14 protein-coding genes are annotated in these 18,858 nt (G+C 65.9%); 6 read left to right on the top strand and 8 right to left on the bottom strand.

The window, feature by feature from the left end:
* Position 1: 1 nt before the first annotated feature.
* Positions 2 to 1,087: a DNA polymerase IV gene (gene dinB, locus SB4_RS00885; protein ID WP_275044972.1), complete on the bottom strand. Its 1,086-nt coding sequence runs from the start codon at positions 1,085 to 1,087 to the stop codon at positions 2 to 4.
* 213 nt (positions 1,088 to 1,300) lie between these two features.
* On the opposite strand from dinB, the gene SB4_RS00880 reads away from it, so the two are divergent.
* On the top strand, positions 1,301 to 4,324 hold the full coding sequence (locus tag SB4_RS00880) for a ligand-binding sensor domain-containing diguanylate cyclase (RefSeq protein WP_058751007.1): 3,024 nt from the start codon (positions 1,301 to 1,303) through the stop codon (positions 4,322 to 4,324).
* A gap of 44 nt (positions 4,325 to 4,368) precedes the next feature.
* Entirely contained in the window at positions 4,369 to 4,590 is a 222-nt protein-coding gene (locus SB4_RS00875; protein ID WP_058751006.1) for a DUF5818 domain-containing protein, read from the top strand.
* Positions 4,591 to 4,604: 14 nt separating this feature from the next.
* Here the strand turns inward: SB4_RS00875 and SB4_RS00870 are convergent, their stop codons facing one another.
* Together SB4_RS00870 and SB4_RS00865 are read right to left on the bottom strand one after the other, a co-directional pair.
* Complete coding sequence (locus SB4_RS00870) at positions 4,605 to 5,543, bottom strand: DUF808 domain-containing protein (protein WP_058751005.1); 939 nt, start codon at positions 5,541 to 5,543, stop codon at positions 4,605 to 4,607.
* 79 nt (positions 5,544 to 5,622) lie between these two features.
* Positions 5,623 to 6,495: a LysR family transcriptional regulator gene (locus SB4_RS00865; RefSeq protein WP_058751004.1), complete on the bottom strand. Its 873-nt coding sequence runs from the start codon at positions 6,493 to 6,495 to the stop codon at positions 5,623 to 5,625.
* 97 nt (positions 6,496 to 6,592) lie between these two features.
* On the opposite strand from SB4_RS00865, the gene SB4_RS00860 reads away from it, so the two are divergent.
* The 4 genes from SB4_RS00860 to SB4_RS00845 are packed head-to-tail and all read left to right on the top strand — an operon-like array spanning position 6,593 to position 11,279.
* On the top strand, positions 6,593 to 8,668 hold the full coding sequence (locus tag SB4_RS00860) for a malate synthase G (RefSeq protein WP_058751003.1): 2,076 nt from the start codon (positions 6,593 to 6,595) through the stop codon (positions 8,666 to 8,668).
* Complete coding sequence (locus tag SB4_RS00855) at positions 8,668 to 9,237, top strand: gamma carbonic anhydrase family protein (protein ID WP_058751002.1); 570 nt, start codon at positions 8,668 to 8,670, stop codon at positions 9,235 to 9,237. The genes SB4_RS00860 and SB4_RS00855 overlap by 1 nt, the downstream gene beginning before the upstream one ends.
* Before the next feature lie 9 nt (positions 9,238 to 9,246).
* Positions 9,247 to 9,957: a response regulator gene (locus SB4_RS00850; protein WP_056434946.1), complete on the top strand. Its 711-nt coding sequence runs from the start codon at positions 9,247 to 9,249 to the stop codon at positions 9,955 to 9,957.
* On the top strand, positions 9,954 to 11,279 hold the full coding sequence (locus tag SB4_RS00845) for an ATP-binding protein (RefSeq protein ID WP_058751001.1): 1,326 nt from the start codon (positions 9,954 to 9,956) through the stop codon (positions 11,277 to 11,279). The genes SB4_RS00850 and SB4_RS00845 overlap by 4 nt, the downstream gene beginning before the upstream one ends.
* Before the next feature lie 372 nt (positions 11,280 to 11,651).
* Here the strand turns inward: SB4_RS00845 and SB4_RS00840 are convergent, their stop codons facing one another.
* The 5 genes from SB4_RS00840 to treY form a co-directional block, all read right to left on the bottom strand.
* Complete coding sequence (locus SB4_RS00840) at positions 11,652 to 14,759, bottom strand: response regulator (protein ID WP_241488430.1); 3,108 nt, start codon at positions 14,757 to 14,759, stop codon at positions 11,652 to 11,654.
* An 89-nt stretch (positions 14,760 to 14,848) separates the two neighbouring features.
* Positions 14,849 to 15,475: a retropepsin-like aspartic protease family protein gene (locus tag SB4_RS00835; RefSeq protein ID WP_058751000.1), complete on the bottom strand. Its 627-nt coding sequence runs from the start codon at positions 15,473 to 15,475 to the stop codon at positions 14,849 to 14,851.
* Between the two features lie 97 nt (positions 15,476 to 15,572).
* Positions 15,573 to 15,761 carry a hypothetical protein gene (locus SB4_RS00830; protein ID WP_058750999.1) on the bottom strand — a complete coding sequence of 63 codons (189 nt, stop codon included), beginning with the start codon at positions 15,759 to 15,761 and terminating at the stop codon, positions 15,573 to 15,575.
* Between the two features lie 113 nt (positions 15,762 to 15,874).
* A complete protein-coding gene (locus SB4_RS00825; protein WP_058750998.1) occupies positions 15,875 to 16,444 on the bottom strand; it encodes a DNA-3-methyladenine glycosylase in 570 nt (189 codons plus the stop codon).
* 9 nt (positions 16,445 to 16,453) lie between these two features.
* Complete coding sequence (treY, locus tag SB4_RS00820; protein ID WP_082669869.1) at positions 16,454 to 18,850, bottom strand: malto-oligosyltrehalose synthase; 2,397 nt, start codon at positions 18,848 to 18,850, stop codon at positions 16,454 to 16,456.
* Between the last annotated feature and the right edge of the window lie 8 nt (positions 18,851 to 18,858).

Genomic DNA, 18,858 nt, shown 5'->3' with positions numbered 1-18,858 from the left:
GTCAGAGCGGTAGCTCCGCTTGATCGGGACCCTGTTCGCCATCCTCGCGATCGATCAGACCCGACAGCGTAAGGCCGAGCAGCCGGACGCCCCCCGAAATCGGCAGCTGCTGGTCGAGAAGGTCCAGTCCGATCGCCAGGAATTGGGCACGCTCCGCGACCGGATGGCTGGTCGAGCGGGCACGCGTGATGGTTCGAAAATCGCTGTGCCGCAGCTTCAGCGTCACGGTCCGCCCCGCGACGCCACTTCGTTCGATCCGGGTCCAGGCGGCATCCACCACCCGCTCCAGCGCGGTCCGCAGCGCGTCGCGATCGGACAGGTCGTCCTCGAAGGTGCGCTCGGCCCCGACCGACTTGGCGATGCGCTGGGACCGGACCGGCCGATGATCGATGCCGCGCGCCGCGCCGTAGAGATAATCGGCATAGCTGCCGAAATGGCGCTGCAGGAACTCCAGCGGGCGATTGCACAGGTCCTGGCCCGTCAGAATGCCCAGCGCCTCCATCTTGCGCGCGGTCACCGGCCCCACCCCGTGGAAGCGCTTGACCGGCAGGCTGGCGACGAAGGCCGCGCCTAGGGCGGGCGGGATCACGCACATTCCGTCGGGCTTGTTCTGGTCCGACGCGAGCTTGGCGATGAATTTGTTGTAGCTGACCCCGGCCGAGGCGGTCAGCCCGGTCTCCGCCTTGATGGCCGCCCGGATAGCCGCGGCAACGGCCGTCGCCGATCCCAGCCCGGCGCGGTCCTCGGTCACGTCGAGATAGACTTCGTCGAGCGACAAAGGCTCGATCAACGCGGTATAGCGGGCGAAGATGGCGCGGATCTGTCCCGAAACCTCGCGATAGACGTCGAAGCGGGGCGGCACGAAGACGAGTTCGGGACAACGGCGCGCGGCCGTGACCGAGGGCATGGCAGACCGGACCCCGAAGGCGCGCGCCTCGTAGCTGGCGGCCGCGACCACGCCGCGCTTGCGTGACCCACCCACCGCCAATGGTCGCCCGCGCAAGCTGGGATCGTCGCGCTGCTCGACCGATGCATAGAAGGCGTCCATGTCGACATGGATGATCTTGCGGCCGTCATGGGCCGCCAATGCGTCTGTCGTCGATAAAGAAGAATTCGGCACCGCAGAGCTCATGGCGATCACACGGCCCACCGTCCGCGGGCCGACGGAAACGAAACAGGAACAATGATGGTGCGTCAACCCCTTGATGAATGGGCCCGATCCGGTCCATCAGATTAACCCACTTTTATGGGGTGCCATGTCATACGATCCGGGGACTATCGTTTGACGTATATACGATCCTTGGGCGCCGCGGCCCTGTTGCTGCTTCTGTCGATCCTGCCCGCTGGGGCCGGGGCCGAAAGGAGCGATCCTTGGGCGGCATGGCAATGGGCGACCTTTACGCGCCTGAGCGATTCCGTGGATCTGCCGCACGTCACGACCACGGCGATCACGCACGCCCGCGACGGTACGATGTGGATCGGTACGCGTGGCGGGCTGACCCGCTATGACGGGCAACGGGTGCGGAGCTTCAAGCAGCGCCTGTCCGATCCCTATTCGCTGCCTGACAATTATGTCCGCTCGCTGCTCGCGTTGCCCGATGGCAGTGTGCTGATCGGCACCAATGTCGGCGGCTTGGCGCGGTACGACGTCCGCACCGACCGCTTTCATCGTCTGATCGCCAAGGGACAGCGGACCGGAACCCGCATTTTCGACCTGACGCCCGATGGGGCCGGTGGCGCCTATGTCGCATCGGACGGGGGCGTTCATCATTACGATCCCCGCAACGACCGGCTCGATCCGATGGCGGCAGAGGCGATCCGCGATAGCAAAGGCGGAATCCAGGTCGTTTTCGCGGTCTTTCGCGACGCCGATGGCACTGTGTGGGCCGGAACGGAGGAAGGGCTGTGGGTTAGAGCACCGCATGCCGACCGATTCGTTTTGGTGCCACTGAGCGGCACCGCGCCGAAGGACGATATCTGGGCCATCCAGCGGGACCGGCAAGGGCATCTCTGGATCGGAACGGGGTCGGACGGGATTTACATGAGCCCGGATCGTGGAATTCGGCCTCGCTTTGTCCAGTTTCGCGCGCTGGCAGGAGAATCACCGCTGGTTGGCCACCGCACGGTGCGTTCGTTGCAGGAGGATCAGCAGGGCCGGATGTGGGCGGCGACCGACGGCATGGGCATCCTGCTGATCGATCCGGCGCACCATTATTCGGTCATGCCGATCCGCCATGTCGCGGCCAACCCACTGTCGTTGGCGGGCGATACCGTGCGCGACCTTGCGCTCGACGGATCGGGCGGCATGTGGGCGGCGACGGAACTGGGCGCGGCGCGAGGCCGGGGACCGGGTGGCGGCGTGCTGCAGATCGGAGCGGCGATGCCCGACCCTCGCAAATCGCTGTCCGACGACAATGTTCGCGGAATTCTGGTCGACCGCCAAGGCGTCATCTGGCTCGGTTTCAGCAAGGGGACGGTCGATGCGCTGGACCGGCAAACCGGTGTGGTACGGCATCTCCCCCTGCCGGGTTTCCATGGCGGACAGGACATCAAGGCGCTGATCGAGGCGAACGACGGATCGATCCTGGTCGGTGCTCGTGGCGTGGTGTCGATCGACCGCACGACGCTGAAGACCCGTGCCCTGGACGTGCCCGGTCTGGGCGACCTGCCGGTCATCTCCCTGGCCCAGACGCCCCAGGCGCTGCTGATCGGCACATATCGCGGTCTGTTCGTCCGCAACGGGGTCGACGGGCAAGTTCGCCGGTTCCAGCACGACCCATCCGATCCGCACAGCCTGCCCAACAATGAAGTCATCAACATCGTCGTCCGATCGCCGACATCGGCGCTGGTCGCCACGCCGTCCGGGCTCGGACTTTTCGACCTTCAGACAGGCCGCTTCACCAATTTTTCCAGCCGGGCAGGGCATTCCGCCAGCCTGCCGCAGGATTATGCCGGGTCGATCGTTCTCGCTGGTCGCGACATCTGGGTCGGGACCTATGGCGGCGTCGGTCTTGGCCATGCGGTCGCGAACGGATGGCGTTTCGACGCGATTACCGAGGCGCAAGGGCTGGCCGGCGACAATGTCGCCTCGCTGACGATGGACAGCCGCCGCCGGGTATGGGTAGCGAGCGCAGGCGGCATTTCGGTGATCGATCCGTCCGGGCACACCGTTCGCATGATGAGCCAGCGCGATGGTGGCACAACCAACGCTTTCAACCAGCGGGCCGTGGGAAAGACCCCAGACGGCTCGCTGCTGTTCGGCTCGCCCGACGGGTTGTTGATCCTCCAGCCGGATCTGCTGTTAACTCACCGCGAGCGGGTCAGGACCAGGGCGCTGATCATCAGCGCGGCTGAAATCGACGGTAGGGCGGTGACGATCGACTCGGCGGCGTCCGCGCTGACGCTGCATTTGGGCCGGGACGGCCGAACGCTACGGATCGGCTTTGCCTTGACCGATTTCGACGCGCCGGAGGAAATCCGCTACGGCTATCGGCTCGAAGGGTTCGACCGGGACTGGATGACCGTTCCGGCGCGCACGCCAGCGGCGGCCACCTATACCAACCTTCCCGCGGGCAGCTATTGGCTGGACCTGAAGGCCCAGGTGCCCGGCCTTGCGCCTCAGGTCATCACGCGGCGTTTCCGCCTGGTCGTCGATCCGCAGTGGTACGAAACCTGGCCTGCGCGGGTGGCGATGGCGCTGGGCTTCGTGCTGGGGCTGGCGGGGCTCGTCTGGCTGGTGACCACCGTGGTTCGCCGTCGTGCTCGGATGCTGGAGGCGATGGTCGAGAAGCGTACCAGCGAACTGCGCACCGCCAATGCGCAGCTCGACCGGCTGGCGAGCACCGATCCTCTGACCGGCCTCGCCAATCGTCGCACGCTGATGGCTGCACTGGAAGCCGCGCGCGAACGGGCGATGCGCGACGGTGAGGGCTTTGTCTTTGCGCTGCTCGACGTCGATCACTTCAAGCGGATCAACGATCAGTACGGACATAGCGCCGGGGACGAGGTGCTGGTGCAATTGTCCGTGCGGCTGCAGCGGGATGTGCGTGCCGACGACACGCTGTCGCGCTATGGCGGGGAGGAGATCGCGATCTTGTTCGCCAGCGCAGGCATCGATACCGCGATGGCGGTCGTCGAACGCTTGCGCCGGGACGTCGCCGCCAGTCCGATACAGGTCGGCGATCAGGTGATCGCCCTGACCATCAGTGCGGGCGTCGCGCAGTGGCAGTCGGGCGAGGACGTCGGCACGATGATCCGGCGCGCCGACGAAGCCCTTTACTGTGCCAAGCGCGGTGGGCGCGACCGGGTAGCGCGGGCGGCCTAGGTCTTGCGCGGAACCGTCGAAGGGGCGCAGGGGTGGCCTGTTCCATGACAGAGTCCGCTTCCCCTGACGTCGCCCGGTCACCGATTTCCCGCTCAGGCCGCCTGGTGCGGCAACAGGGGGCGTTTCTTCTCCAAGGCGATGACGGCACGCTGGTCGAACTGCGGCTGATGCGGGTGCCGGTCGATCATGTCGGCAAGCCAGTGACCGTGACCGGGCATATGCTGGCGCCCGGCCTGATGGAGGTGGAGGGCGTCCGGGGCGGCTGACGTCCGCCCTATGCTCAGTGGCTGGCGCCGCGCCGGGGGATCAGGTGCAGGACGCCCACGATGACTGCACCGACGATCAAGCCGACGATCGCCGATCCGATGGCGCCGATGATCCAGGCCACGGCTCCGCCCGCCACGGGCATCGCCTCGCCCGCGTGATGTGCGGTGTCGTGGATCAGATGGGGCAGGGTGGTCAGCCCGAACTCCTCCATGCCGTGGACGATGATCCCGCCGCCGACCCAGACCATGGCGGCGGTGCCGACCACCGCCAGCACGCGCAGGACCAGCGGCATGGCTTTCACCAGGCCCCGGCCGATCGCCTGTGCGGCGCGCCCCTCGCGACGGGCAAGATGCAAGCCGATATCGTCCATCTTTACGATGGCGGCGACCACGCCATAGACGCCGATGGTGATAGCGATACCGACCAGCGCGAGGGCGATCGCCTGGGTCCCGATCGACAGGTCGGGCAGTTCGGAGAGCGCAATCGCCATGATCTCGCCCGACAGGATCAGGTCGGTCCGGATCGCGCCCGAGACCTGCCGATCCTCCAGCACCTTGGCATCGACCGGGACGGCCTCGGCTGCGTCTTCATGGCTACCGGTCAGCGTCTCGAGGATCTTTTCGCTCGCCTCGAAGCAGAGAAACGCGCCGCCCGCCATCAGGATCGGGGTGATCGCCCAGGGCGCAAAGGCGCTGAGCAAGAGGGCGGCCGGGAGGAGGAAGATCAGCTTGTTGCGCAACGACCCCAGCGCGATCTTGCCGATGATGGGCAGTTCGCGCTGCGGTGCCAGTCCGACGACATAGCGTGGCGTCACCGCCGTGTCGTCAATGACCACACCCGCCGCCTTGGCGCCGGCACGCGCCGATGCACCCGCCACATCGTCGAGTGACGCCGCCGCCAGCTTGGCGATCGCCGCCACGTCGTCCAGCAATGCGACCAGACCACCTGCCATCGAAGCGTCACTCCCTTGAACCCTTTGGCCTGTGCCTAGAGCCTGTGTTGCTCCGATGCACGGGAAAATGACGGCTCCGTCATGTCTGCCACGCCGCGCCGCGCCATTGCTCGGCCAGGTGACCGAGCAGCGCAGGGACGGCTGCGGGCGCACCCAAGGCTGCGTAGATGGCCCAGATGCCGACCGCGACCGATCCTTCATAAGCGGGCAGCACTCGCACCAGCCGTCCGTCGGCCAGCGCATCGGCGACATCCCAGAGCGAGCGCAGCGCGATGCCGCCGCCCGCCAGCGCCAGTTCGCGGACCATTTCGCTGCTGTCGGTCTCGACCACGCTGTCGCCGGAGACGGTCGCGCCGGTCAGCCGCCAGGGAAACTGGCCGCGCGCCGCGAGCAGACGGTGCTGGCGAAGCGCGGCGATCGTGCCGGGCGTGCCCGCGCGGGCGAGATAGGCCGGGCTGGCGCACAGGATGCGGCGATTGTCGGCCATGCGATGCGCGCCGAGCCCTGTGGGCGGCGTGGCGGTGATGCGGATCGCCAAGTCGGCACCCCCGCCCAGCAGGTCGACATAATCGTCGCTCAGCTCGACCTTCAGCCTGATCTCGGGATAGCGTTCCAGAAAGGCGGGCAGGAAGGGCGCGATCCAGAGGCGACCGAACGAGGTCGGGGCACTGATCGACAAAGGCCCGGCGGGCTCGGCCGCTGTCTGGGCCATGCGCGCTTCGGCAACGCGGAGCCCGGCGATCAGCGGCCCGACCTCGGCATGGAAGGCAGCCCCCGCAGGAGTCGGGGACAGCCGCCGGGTGGTCCGATGCAGCAGCCGCACGCCCAGCCTCGCTTCCAACCGCGCCATACGTTTGGACACCATGGCGGGCGACAGGCGCCATGCTCGTGCGGCGGCGGCCAGGCTGCCTTCGCGAACCACATCGACGAACAGCGCGATATCGGGGTCCATTCGTTCCTCCTGCGATCGACAGCGGTTCGATTATGCCTACTGTCACGCGTAATAGCGATGGCCTATCATGGACCCGGACGTTTGAAGGAGAGACGCGATGATGCAACGCCACGGCCTTTCGATCGCGCCCGCGCTGGTCGCTTTTCTGGAAGATCGCGCCTTGCCGGGCAGCGGCGTCGATGCCGATCGTTTCTGGTCGGGCATGGCGGATATCCTCGCCCGCTTCGCCCCGGAGAATGCAGCCCTTCTGGCAAGGCGCGACGCGCTTCAGGCGCAGATCGATGAATGGTACGTCCAAGCCGGAGCGACCGATGGTGCCAGCCAGCGGGCTTTCCTGACCGAGATCGGCTATCTCGCGCCCGAGCCTGCCCCGTTCACCATCGCGCCGCGCGATGTCGATGCGGAGGTCGCCGAACTGGCCGGGCCGCAATTGGTGGTGCCGATGCTCAACGCCCGCTTTCTGCTGAACGCCGCCAACGCGCGGTGGGGGAGCCTGTACGACGCGCTATATGGCACCGATGCGCTTGCGCCCATCCCGACCGAGACGCGCTATGACCCGATGCGCGGCGCGGCGGTCATCGGCTGGGCCCGCGCCTTTCTGGACGATGCGCTGCCAGTCGAGGGCGGTTGGCAGGGCGTCTCGGACTTGGCCGAGGCTGTCAAAGCCCTGCGCGACCCCGACCAGTTTCGGGGGCGCAGCGAACGCGGCTGGCTGTTCCGCAACCATGGCCTGCATATCGAGATCATAGTCGATCCGACCCATACGATCGGTCGCACCAGCCCGGCGGGCATCGCCGACATTATCCTGGAGTCCGCGCTGACCACGATCTGCGACCTGGAGGATTCGGTCGCGGCGGTCGATGCGGAGGATAAGGTCGCGGGCTATGCCAATTGGCTGGGCCTGATCGACGGTACGCTAACCGCAGAGGTCGAGAAGGGCGGGCGGACGACGACCCGAAGGCTGGCGGACGACCGCGCCTATATTGCGCCGGACGGCAGTGCGTTCAGCCTGCCGGGGCGGAGTCTGTTGTTCGTCCGCAATGTCGGCCATCTCATGACCACGCCCGCCGTCCTGCTGCCCGATGGGTCCGAAGCACCCGAAGGCATTCTCGACGCCATCGTCACCAGCCTGATCGCGACGCGCCAGGGCCGCTCCATCTACATCGTGAAGCCCAAGATGCACGGGCCGGACGAAGCCGGTTTCGCCGATCGGCTGTTCGATGCGGTGGAGGATATGCTGGGCCTCGACCGGCATCGGATCAAGATCGGGGTGATGGACGAGGAGCGCCGGACGTCCGCCAATCTGGCCGCCTGCATCCATGCGGTGAAGGACCGGATCGTCTTCATCAACACGGGCTTCCTCGACCGCACCGGCGACGAGATCCACACCGCGATGCAGGCGGGGCCGATGGTGCGCAAGGCGGCGATGAAGGAATGCGACTGGATCGCGGCCTATGAGGATCGCAATGTCCAGATCGGCCTGGCCTGCGGCTTTGCCGGGCGGGCCCAGATCGGCAAGGGCATGTGGGCGGCCCCCGACCGCATGGCCGACATGCTGGCGCAGAAGGGCGCGCATCCGCAGTCGGGCGCGACTACCGCCTGGGTGCCGTCACCGACCGCCGCCACGCTGCACGCGACCCATTATCACCGGATCGACGTCGTCGCCCGCCAGCGGGCTCGAACTGCCGAACCGGTCGCGGCGCTGGAACGGCTGCTCACCCCGCCGGTCGCCACCGCGCCCGACTGGTCGGCAGAGGAGATCACGGCCGAGCTGGACAATAATGCGCAGGGGCTGCTCGGCTATGTCGTGCGCTGGATTGACCAGGGTGTCGGCTGTTCCAAGGTGCCCGACCTGCACGATATCGGCCTGATGGAGGACCGCGCCACGCTGCGCATCTCGTCCCAGCATATCGCGAACTGGCTGCACCACGGCGTCGTCACCGCCGATCAGGTCGAGGCGGCGCTGGCCCGCATGGCGGCGAAGGTCGACGCACAGAACCAGGGCGATCCCGCCTATCGGTCGCTTGCCGAAAACCCGGGCGGCTTGGCGTTCCAGGCAGCCCGCGCACTGATTTTTCAGGGGCTGAGCCAGCCCAATGGCTATACCGAGCCGCTGCTCCACCGCTATCGCCAGGCCGCCAAGCAGCCCCTGGATCAGATGGAGATGGCATAGTGCCGCTATATGCGCTGGACGACCACCGCCCCGATGTTCACGACACAGCCTGGATCGCGCCCTCGGCCGATGTGATCGGACAGGCGATCCTCGCCGAACAGGTTAGCCTGTGGTTCGGGGCGGTGCTGCGCGCCGATAACGGTGTCATCCGGGTCGGCGCGCGGAGCAATGTACAGGACGGTGCCGTGCTTCACTCCGATCCGGGCAGTCCGCTGACCATCGGCGCGGATTGTACGGTCGGGCACCTCGCAGTCTTGCATGGCTGTACGATCGGGGATGGCTGCCTGATCGGCATGGGCGCGACGGTGCTGAACGACGCGGTGATTGGCGCAGGCTCGCTGGTCGGTGCGGGTGCCCTCGTGACCGAGGGCAAGGTCTTTGCGCCCGGCAGCCTGATCGTCGGTGCGCCTGCCCGCGCCGTACGAACGCTGGAGCCCGGCGAGATTGCGCGGTTGCGCGGATCGGCCACCGGCTATGCCTCGCGCGCAGCCCATTATGCCGCACATTTGCAGCCACTCGGCGAGGATCGGCCCGGACCGGCCGTTGACGATGGCGTCGCACCTGCCTAGCCAAGCAGGGTGACGCCGCCCACCATCCTGATCGTCGAGGACGATCCCGCCCTTCGGACCCTGACCGCCCGCGCCTTGCAGGAAAACGGCTTTGCCGTGAAGCTGGCCAATGCCGCGCCCGAAATGTGGCAGGCGCTGGAGGTCGGGCAGATCGACCTGATCCTGCTGGACATCATGCTGCCGGGCACCAGCGGTATCGACCTGTGCCGCCAGGTTCGCCAGAAAAGTGCAGTCCCTATCATCTTCATCAGCGCCAAGGGCAGCGAGGTCGACCGGGTGGTCGGGCTGGAACTCGGTGCGGACGATTATCTCGCCAAGCCGTTCGGTACGCGTGAACTGGTGGCGCGCATTCGCGCCGTACTGCGTCGCGGCGGGCTGGAGAACACGCCGGGCGAGCGCGAAGCCGGGATATTGGGCTTTGACGGCTGGACCGCGAACCTGCCGCGGCGTGAACTGATGTCGCCCTCGGGCGCGCAGGTCGAATTGACGGGTGCCGAATTCGATCTGCTCGTCGCCTTTCTCGACAATGCCCAGCGGGTCGTCGCGCGCGAGCGGCTGATCGAGCTGTCGCGCGCGCGGATCGGCGACAGTTCGGACCGCAGCATCGACGTGCTGGTCAGCCGCCTCCGCCGCAAGCTGTCGGGGGCGGGGGGCGCGGCGCCGATCGTCACGGTGCGCGGTGTCGGGTATATGCTGAACGTGCCGGTGGAGCGGCGGTGATCCGCCCATCGGTCGGCCTGCTCGGCCGGATCGTCGCGATCCTGCTGCTGGCGGTGACGATCGAGTTCGCCGTCTCCACCTATCTCTACGAACGGGCCAGCCATGTCTCGGTCCGCGACGACGAAGCGCGGCGGCTGGCCGAACATCTGATCGTCGCGCGCCGCGTCCTGAACGAGCGGCCACCGATCGAACGTCCCGAAGTCGCCGAGGAGTTGACCACCGATCGGTACATCGTCAGCTGGTCTCCCGCCGCGCCACCGCGCCCCACCATCGCGCCCGCCATGGACAGCATGCAGCGCCAGATCGTCGACTGGGAACCGACCCTGGCGGCGACCGACATTCACCTGCGGCTGACCTCGCCCGGCCGGACCTCGGTGGTGTCGGGCGACCTGCGCCTCGACGACGGCACCTTGCTCAGCTTTCGGATGAGGGAGGGGGTGCGCACGCTCGACCTGGCGCTGGGTCGTGTGTTGCTCGCCCTGATCCCGGCCATTGCGCTGATGCTGCTGAGCGGTGCGTTGATCGGGCGGACGTTGCAGCCGTTGCGGATGCTGGCGCGGGCGGCGGACAAGCTGGGCCGGGGGCAGGGCGGCCACGCCCCGCTGATCGTGCCGGAGCGAGGCCCGGGCGAGGTGCGCCATGTGACCCGCGCCTTCAACCGGATGCAGGCACGTATCGGCCGGTTGATCGACGAGCGTACCCGCGCGCTGGCGGCGGTGGGCCACGATCTGCGCACCCCGCTTGCCCGGCTTCGCCTACGCGCCGATGCGATCCATGACGACGAAGTGCGCGAGGCGATCGGCACCGATATCGAGGAGATGGAGGCGATGGTCTCCTCGCTGCTCGCCTTTCTGGGCGGGGAGGGCGATGCCGAGCAGCCCGAGCTGACCGACCTCGCCATCCTCTGCGCCAATCTGGCCGATGATGCGGCCGACCATGGCCGTGACGTCCGCTATGTCGGACCGGATCACCTCGACTGCCGGTTGCGCCGGTTCGGGGTGAAGCGTGCGCTGACCAACCTGGTCGAGAATGCGCTCCATTACGGCGATCACGCCACCATCACCTTGCGCGCCGAGCCCGGCGACGATGTGCGCATCCGCGTCGAGGATAATGGGCCGGGCATCCCTGAGGAGTCGCTGGAATTGGTGCTGGAGCCGTTCGTCCGGCTCGATACGGCACGGCGGCGGGACACGGTGGGCTTCGGCCTGGGCCTGTCGATCGTCGCGCGGGTCGTCGCGGCGGAGGGTGGGGAATTGACGCTGGCCAACCGCCCCGAAGGCGGGCTCTGCGCAGAAATTCGACTTCCTCACTGCCGGACATGATTTGTCACGGTTTCGCTGCACGACAGCAAAACTCGATGCGTATTACAGTTCGCAGAGGTTGGCGCCGGGCCCCACCCCCTCGGGGCACGGAGCCACCTCACCGTTTTGATGTTCGCCCCTGAGTCGTTTCCGATAGCGGGCGAACAGAGCGTCTGGCCAATCATTCGGGAGGTAACCGATGACGATGGAGTTCGATTTGACCGCACTGGAATTGCAGGGTGCCCTGCTCGTGCTGGCGGTGATCATCACCTTCGCCGCCATCGAGGGCTGGAAGGCTCGCTAACTCCCTCACAAGTTCTACGCGTTTCGCAAGGACTCCCCTGCCGCCCCCCTCCGGCATGAGTCCGACCGGAAAGGGGTAGGCGGCCCGGCTCAGGGCTGGGTCGCCTGCTCCATAACTGCCAACCGGCCCTGGATCGCAGCGACCAGTTGGGTCGCCGTATAGGGCTTGGTCAACAGTGCGGCTTCCATATTCGCCGCTTCCGCCGCCATGCCGCCGTCACCCGTCGCAAAGACGATCGACAGCGTGGGCCGCAACTGCCTTGCCCGCCCAGCCAGTTCGACGCCCGACTCGCCCGGCAGGTTCAGGTCGGTTACCAGCACATCGATCTGCGCCGTCTGAAGCGCGGTCATCGCCTCTTCGGCGGTCACGGCATGGACGACGACGAAGCCCGCATCCTGCAGGGTCTCGGCCGTGCTCATACGGATCAGATCGTCATCCTCGACCAGCAGGATGGTACGGCCATCATGCAGCGGCTGGGGGCGAACTTCTTCGACGGGTGACTCGGAGCGGGTGGACGGAGCCTCGCTGGTCGCCATGCGCCGCTGACGCTGGTTGGCCAGCACATGCCGGAACTTCCGCGCCAGCGCTTCGCGAGTATAGGGCTTGGAGAGCAGCTCCACCCCCCGGTCCAGCCGTCCGCCATGGACGATCGAATTCTCGGTATAGCCCGACGTAAACAGCACCGCGATATCGGGCAGACGCTCGCGCGCCTTGCGGGCAAGCTCGGGGCTCTTCAACGTCCCGGGCATCACGACATCGGTGAAGAGCATGTCGATCGGGATGCCGCTTTCGATGACGTTCAGCGCACTCTGCGCATCCACCGCCTTCAACACCCGATAGCCCAGGTCGGACAGTAGCTCGACGACGGTCGCGCGCACCTCGGCATCGTCCTCGACGACCAACACCGTTTCGGTCCCGCCGGTGATCGGGCCGGTATCGACCGCAACCTCGACATCCTCGGCCTCCATGGCGCGGGGCAGATAGAGCTTGATCGTGGTGCCGTGGCCGACCTCGGAATAGATCTTCACATGGCCGCCAGACTGTTTGACGAAGCCATAGACCATCGACAGTCCCAGCCCCGACCCCTTGCCCTCGCCTTTGGTCGAGAAAAAGGGCTCGAAGACCTTGTGGATGATATCGTCCGACATGCCGCTGCCAGTGTCGGAGACGGCCAGCATGACATATTGGCCGGGCGTCACCTCATCATGGGTTCGGGCGTAATCGTCGTCGAGATGCGCATTGCCCAGTTCGATGGTCAGCTTGCCCTGGCCTTCCATCGCATCGCGTGCGTTGATGGCCAGGTTCAGCAGCGCATTTTCGATCTGCGCCGGATCGATGAAGGTGTTCCACAAGCCACCGCCGACGATCGTCTCGATCTCCACGCCCTCGCCGATCGCGCGGCGCAGCATGTCGTCCATGCCCTGGACGAAGCGGGTGACGTTGACGACCTTGGGCTCCAGCGCCTGGCGCCGACCGAAGGCAAGCAGCTGTGCCGCCAGCTTGGACCCGCGCGAAACGCCCGCCATCGCATTGGCGACACGCTGTTCGGCGCGGTCATTGCCCGCAACGTCCTTGCCCAGCAGCTGGAGGTTGCCCGATACAACCTGCAACAGGTTGTTGAAGTCATGCGCGACACCGCCGGTCAGCTTGCCGATCGTCTCCATCTTCTGCGCCTGGGCCAGCTTCATCTCGGCCTGCCGACGCTCAGCGATCTCCTCGATGACGCGGCTTTCCAGCGTCTCGTTGAGCTGACGCAGCTGCGCCTCGGCGCGTTCGCGGTGATGGACCTGGCGCGCAAGGATGGAGGCCTGGTCGCGCAGCGCCTGTTCTGCGGCGCGCTGCTCGGTGATGTCGGTATGGACGCCGACCCATTCGATCAGTTCGCCGTCCGAACCGATGATGGGCAAGCCGCGGATGGCGAAGGTCCGCCATTCGCCGTCATGGCGACGGACGCGATGCTCGTGGATGAACATGCCCTTCGCGGCGACGGCTTCGTTCCAGGCGACGACCGAGGCTGCGGCATCGTCTGGGTGGACCGCGTTTGCCCAACCGAAGCCCTGATATTCCTCGCGAGACTGGCCGGTGATCGCGGCCCAGCCGGGCTGTTCCCCGATCATGCGGCCATCGGCGCTGTTGGTCCACAGCACGCCATGCACTGCATCCATGGCCGCACGGAAACGACGATTGCTGCGCTCGACCGCTTCCGAATGGCGCATCCGCTCGTCCACGTCGAAGACCAGGATGTGGAAGCCGATGACCGTCCCGTCGTCGCCCCGGCGGGGGATGTAGCGTGTCTCGGCCCGGCGGCGGCTTCCGTCCCGGTGGTGCATGTGGACGTCCGCCACCACCGTCTCGCCCGCCAGCGCCCGGTCGATCAGCGGTTTGCGCTCGCTATAGTCATCATCGGTCAATATATCGCCGATGCGCTGCCCCAGCATGCCCTCTGGGTCGACACCGAGAAATTCGCGGTAATAGTCATTGGCGAAGCGGTAACGCTCCTCACGATCGACGAAGGCGACCAGAACGGGCAGCGAGTCGGTGATGATCCGCAGTTCCGCTTCGCTCTCGGCCAGACGGCGCTCGGCGGCGACGCGACCGGTATTCTCGACGACCGTGCACATCACGCCGCCCACATCGCCACGTTCGAGATAGACGGGCGTGTAGTAGAGGTCGAAGACTACCTCTTCCTCGACACCCGCGCGCGTCACGATCAGTTTCTGGTCGCGAAAAGCGATATCCTCGCCCCGGAAACCGCGCTCCAGAATGTCACGATTCCAATCCCAGATTTCGGGCCAGACCTGCTCGACGCGTCCGCCAAAGGCCGCAGGATGGCGTGGCCCCGCGACGCTGCGATAGGCGTCATTGTAGAGCATGACATGATCCGGTCCCCACATCAGGACCTTGGCGATCGGCGAATGCACGATATTGGCGACCGTGGTGCACAGGACACCGGGCCACTGGCCGATGGGGCCGAGCGGACTGTCTGCCCAATCGCGGTCGCGGACCAGTTGTCCACACTCGCCGCCACCGACCAGCCAGGTCGCCGGATCACCGAACGAACTGTCCGCCCGCATCCGGTCGATCGCGGCGATCAGCAGGGCTTGCTCGTCGGCAAATTCGCCTGCTTCAATGGCCTGGGCAACATATCGGTCGAGCTGCGGCGGGAGCGACAGCATGCGCGACAGGGGAGTGGTCATAGTCTGACGCATGAAAAAGCTACACCATCAAGTCAATCGAACAACGGGCCAAACGCCGCGAATTCTGTCTTCTTTCCGTATCACTTATATCATGAGCGTCCGGTTAAGGGCTGCGGATGATGCGGTTCCAGGATCAGGGTCGAGCCCTCTACCCGCCAGCTTTTAAGCCGCGACAGGAAATTCATTCCCAGCACATCGGTATCGCCAAAGGCGGGCGAGATGACAACGGGTACGTCATCGGCGCGGATGGTGCCGATGCGCAGCGAGTCGATCTGCGCGGTTTGGGCGCGGATCATGCCGTTGGCGGTGTTCAGTATGACCGGGAAGACAGGCTTGGCCGGGCGCAGTCCGACCGCCTGCGCGGTATCGGTCGACAGCGCTGTCAGCGTCGCGCCACTGTCGACCAGCATCCGTCGGCTGACGTCGCCGATCGTCACCCGCGCCCAGAAATGGCCATCGGGCGACATGCGGATGCGCACCGTATCGCCGACCACATTCTGATCCTGAAGATTGAGGACCTGCATCGCGCGCTGGATATAGGGATCGAATTGCTGACGCTGTTGCAGGACGACGATCAGCAGACCACCCAGGATGACCCAGCTGACCAGATTGAGCGCCACGCGCAACACAGGCACCCGGCGCGCCAGAACCACCGCCAGGATTGCCGCTGCGACCACGGCGGCCAGGGGCAGGGGGATGCCCAGATCGGGTATCATGAGAGATCGTTTCCTTCCGCCACCCGATATGGGTCGCGTGAAGGCGCAATCATAGTGGCGGCCAGCTGTCTGACGGCTGACCGCCCCCGGTGGGAAATCAGGCTTGCTCGGGTGCCCCCACTTCGTCGGCGCTGAAGCGCCGACCGCCATACCAGCGGCGGAAGCTGCCATCGGGCTGGCGGAAATAGCGAGCACCTTCGTGAAGAACTGGCGCGCCCAGTGACCGATAGGCTGCCCAAACGCCATAGACCATGGCGACCACCGCCAGGACCTTGATCCACTCCATCGACTCGCCCCTTATTTATTATGGGAGGCAGGCTCGTGATAAATATGGTGGAGATCAAGTAAATAAGTTGCTGCGTTGCGGGGTGAAGGCGCCGATATTTACACCGCATTGCATCAATTTGAACCGGGAAATGGGCGGCTGAGCCATGGCGAGCTGCGCAAACCGAAGCGTCTCGGCCGATCGGTGGCCTTGGTAATGCCGATCCTGGGCCCCGTCATAATGTCCGGCACCGTGTCCGTGTCTTCCAAAAGAAACGGCGGCCTATCGAGCGATGCCCCGTCCAGCGCCATGTCGATCCCGAGTGCTGCGCATAGCCGCCCCGGACCGGCGCACAATTCCCGTAGCGGGCGAGCGATGCCGCGCCGCGCCAGCATGGAATCGATGCCATGTTGCGGCTCGATCGCACGAATCAGGACTGCGCTGCCCGGCGTGCCGCACACGATGTTGAGGCAGTGGTGCAGCCCGTAGATGCGGTAGACATAGGCGTGGCCGACCGGTCCGAACATGGCCGCATTGCGTGCGGTTCGCCCGGCAAAGCTGTGCGAGGCGGGGTCGGCCGCATCATAGGCCTCCGTTTCCACGATGATCCCGCCCACGCCGCCGACCGTCAGGGTGACGCCGATCAGCCCCTGTGCAACGTCATCGACCGGCTGCGCGTAGAAGTCCGGCGAAACCAACGACATCGGTGCCGCTCAGCTACCCGTCTTAACCCAGAACCAAAGCGGCATCGGCCCAACCCGGTCGGCCAGACGGATTAGGCCCTCGCTGGTTTCCACTGCCGTATCGCGCCAGTCGATCACGCCATCCGCGCCGATCAACGGCATCACCCGTAGACCGAAGATGCAGGTCAATCGCTGATCGCCGTGCTGCCGTTCAAAGGCGATCACTCGGTCCCGGCCATAGCCGGTGACCGGCAGAGGGGTATAGCGGCCCTGGAGGAACAGGTCCGGAAAACGCCGCCGCAGGGCGAGCAGATCGGCGATGACTTTCTGCTTTGGGCAATGCCCATCGGCGAGCGCGGCTTCGCGTGCGGGATAGTCCACCGGCCGGCGATTATCGGGATCGACCAGGCTTAGATCGGCGAACTCCGTCCCCTGATAACAGTCGGGGATACCGGGTACGGTGTAGCGCAAGGCCACCTGGGTCAGGATATTCGCGTCGGCCGCCGATGCGATCCGGCGGAGCAAGGCGGTCATTCCTTTGCGGAAATCCTTCCCCTTTTCTCCGTCGATCAGCGCCTGCGCCAAGGAGTTGCACCGTTCTTCATAATCGGTGTCCGGCGCTTCCCAGGACGAGCGAAGCTTGGCCTCGCGGAGCGACTTTTCCTGCCACGCCGCGATCCGTGTCGAGAAGTCGCCGAGATCACCTTCGTCCGGCCAAGCGCCGACCAGGGTCTGGATCAACATGTACCAATCCGCCGGATCGACGCCCTCGGCGAGATCGACGGTCTGCCGCCACCAAGCCTCGACCTGCAGCCGCCATTCGTCGGGCATAGCGCTCAACACCGCCAGCCGGGCGCGGACATCCTCGCCGCGCTTATGGTCATGGGTGGCGGTGGTCAGCATCGCGCGGGGGAAGCGTTCGGCACGACCCTTCATGCGCTCGTGGAAGGCGGCGATGGACATGCTCAGGCGGCCTGCATCGAAACCGACATCGTTGCGAGAGAACAGGACGGCGTGGCGATAAAACGCCGTATCCTCGACCGCCTTGGCCGCGATCGGCGCGGAAAGTTGCTGGAGCCGTCGAACCGCGTCGGCCAGCAAGGCCCGGTCCCCTGGACCTTCGCCCGCGAGCCAGGCCAGTATCCGGTCGGCGACAGAACCCTCGCCCGGTGGCAGCAGCGGATCGACGCGGCGGCGGGCCTGTTCCCGGATGGCGGCGTCGCTGGTCGGAGCGTCGGGGCCATAGGTACGATAGACCGGAAACACCCAAAGCAGCCGCTCGATCGCGCGGCGCAGCATCGGTGTGGTGATTGCACCTTCAAGTGCACCGACCGATGCCGTCAAAGCGCTGAAGGCCCCGACACACTGGTCTAGTTGCCCTGCAAACTGCCATGCTAATAGGTCCTGCCGCGCCTGCACTTCCTCGGGCGCGAAGTGAGGGGATCGGCCGCTCAACTGCGCCCAGAGTTCGGCCAAGGGCCTTGTCCCCTCCGGCGCGTGGATCAGCGCGGAGACCTCTTCCATGAAATCATAACCGCTGGTGCCGTCGACACCCCAGTCCTGGCCCATCGGCTCATCGGCGGCGAGGATTTTCTCGACCACGATATAGGCGCGGTTCCCGTCGGCGCGCGGGATCGCGTCGAACCGCGCGCGCAGCTTCCGGCAATAGCCTATCGGATCGGTCAGGCCGTCGACATGATCGATCCGCACGCCGTCGATCAGACCTTCCTCATACAGTCTGAAATAGAGTGCGTGGCTCTCCTCGAACACATCGTCGTCCTCGACGCGAAGGCCCGCCAGATCGTTGATGGTGAAGAAACGGCGCCAGTTGAGCTCGTCGTTTGCCACGCGCCACGAGGCCAGCCGATAATGCTGCCGGTCGAGTAGTTTGGCGACCGGTACATCTTCGGCTCGATCCTGATCCTCGTCCCGCACCGGCAGGCGATGCTCGCCATAAGCGACGATCTCGGCGCGTCCATCCCGGCGTTCGACCGTAATCTGGCCGTCCGCCAGCACCTTGGCCAGTGGATCGCCCAGAATTGGCAGGACCAGCTTGCGCGACCAGTCGATGTCGAAGAATCGTGCGTATTGGCTGGCCTCGCCACGGGTAAGTACATCGTTCCACCAAGCGTTGCCGCCGCCTGCGACGCCCATATGATTGGGCACGATGTCGATGATGACACCCATGCCCAGCCCTCGGGCGGCCTGCGACAGCGCGCGGAACGCCTCTTCGCCGCCCAGTTCGGGATTAATTCGGGTCGGGTCGATCACGTCATAGCCGTGCATCGACCCCGCCGCCGCGGTGGTGATGGGCGAGGCATAGACATGGCTGATCCCCAGCCGGTCGAGATAGGGCAGCAAGGCCTCTGCCCGGTCGAAGGGAAAGTCTTTGTGGAACTGGAAACGATAGGTGGCGCGCGGCGTCATGGTCGGCG

Source organism: Sphingomonas sanguinis (genome assembly GCF_001476905.1).
Taxonomy (GTDB): Bacteria; Pseudomonadota; Alphaproteobacteria; order Sphingomonadales; family Sphingomonadaceae; genus Sphingomonas; species Sphingomonas sanguinis_B.
Note: the sequence above shows the minus strand (reverse complement) of the source record. Positions and strands in the feature narration are given on the sequence as shown.

Excerpts from the sequence above, each read along its gene's own strand:
- SB4_RS00875 (WP_058751006.1), top strand. The coding sequence starts at position 4,369 with ATGACAGAGTCCGCTTCCCCTGACGTCGCCCGGTCACCGATTTCCCGC.
- SB4_RS00870 (WP_058751005.1), bottom strand. The coding sequence starts at position 5,543 with ATGGCAGGTGGTCTGGTCGCATTGCTGGACGACGTGGCGGCGATCGCC.
- SB4_RS00865 (WP_058751004.1), bottom strand. The coding sequence starts at position 6,495 with ATGGACCCCGATATCGCGCTGTTCGTCGATGTGGTTCGCGAAGGCAGC.
- SB4_RS00860 (WP_058751003.1), top strand. The coding sequence starts at position 6,593 with ATGATGCAACGCCACGGCCTTTCGATCGCGCCCGCGCTGGTCGCTTTT.
- SB4_RS00840 (WP_241488430.1), bottom strand. The coding sequence starts at position 14,759 with ATGACCACTCCCCTGTCGCGCATGCTGTCGCTCCCGCCGCAGCTCGAC.
- SB4_RS00835 (WP_058751000.1), bottom strand. The coding sequence starts at position 15,475 with ATGATACCCGATCTGGGCATCCCCCTGCCCCTGGCCGCCGTGGTCGCA.
- SB4_RS00830 (WP_058750999.1), bottom strand. The coding sequence starts at position 15,761 with ATGGAGTGGATCAAGGTCCTGGCGGTGGTCGCCATGGTCTATGGCGTT.
- SB4_RS00825 (WP_058750998.1), bottom strand. The coding sequence starts at position 16,444 with ATGTCGTTGGTTTCGCCGGACTTCTACGCGCAGCCGGTCGATGACGTT.
- treY (WP_082669869.1), bottom strand. The coding sequence starts at position 18,850 with ATGACGCCGCGCGCCACCTATCGTTTCCAGTTCCACAAAGACTTTCCC.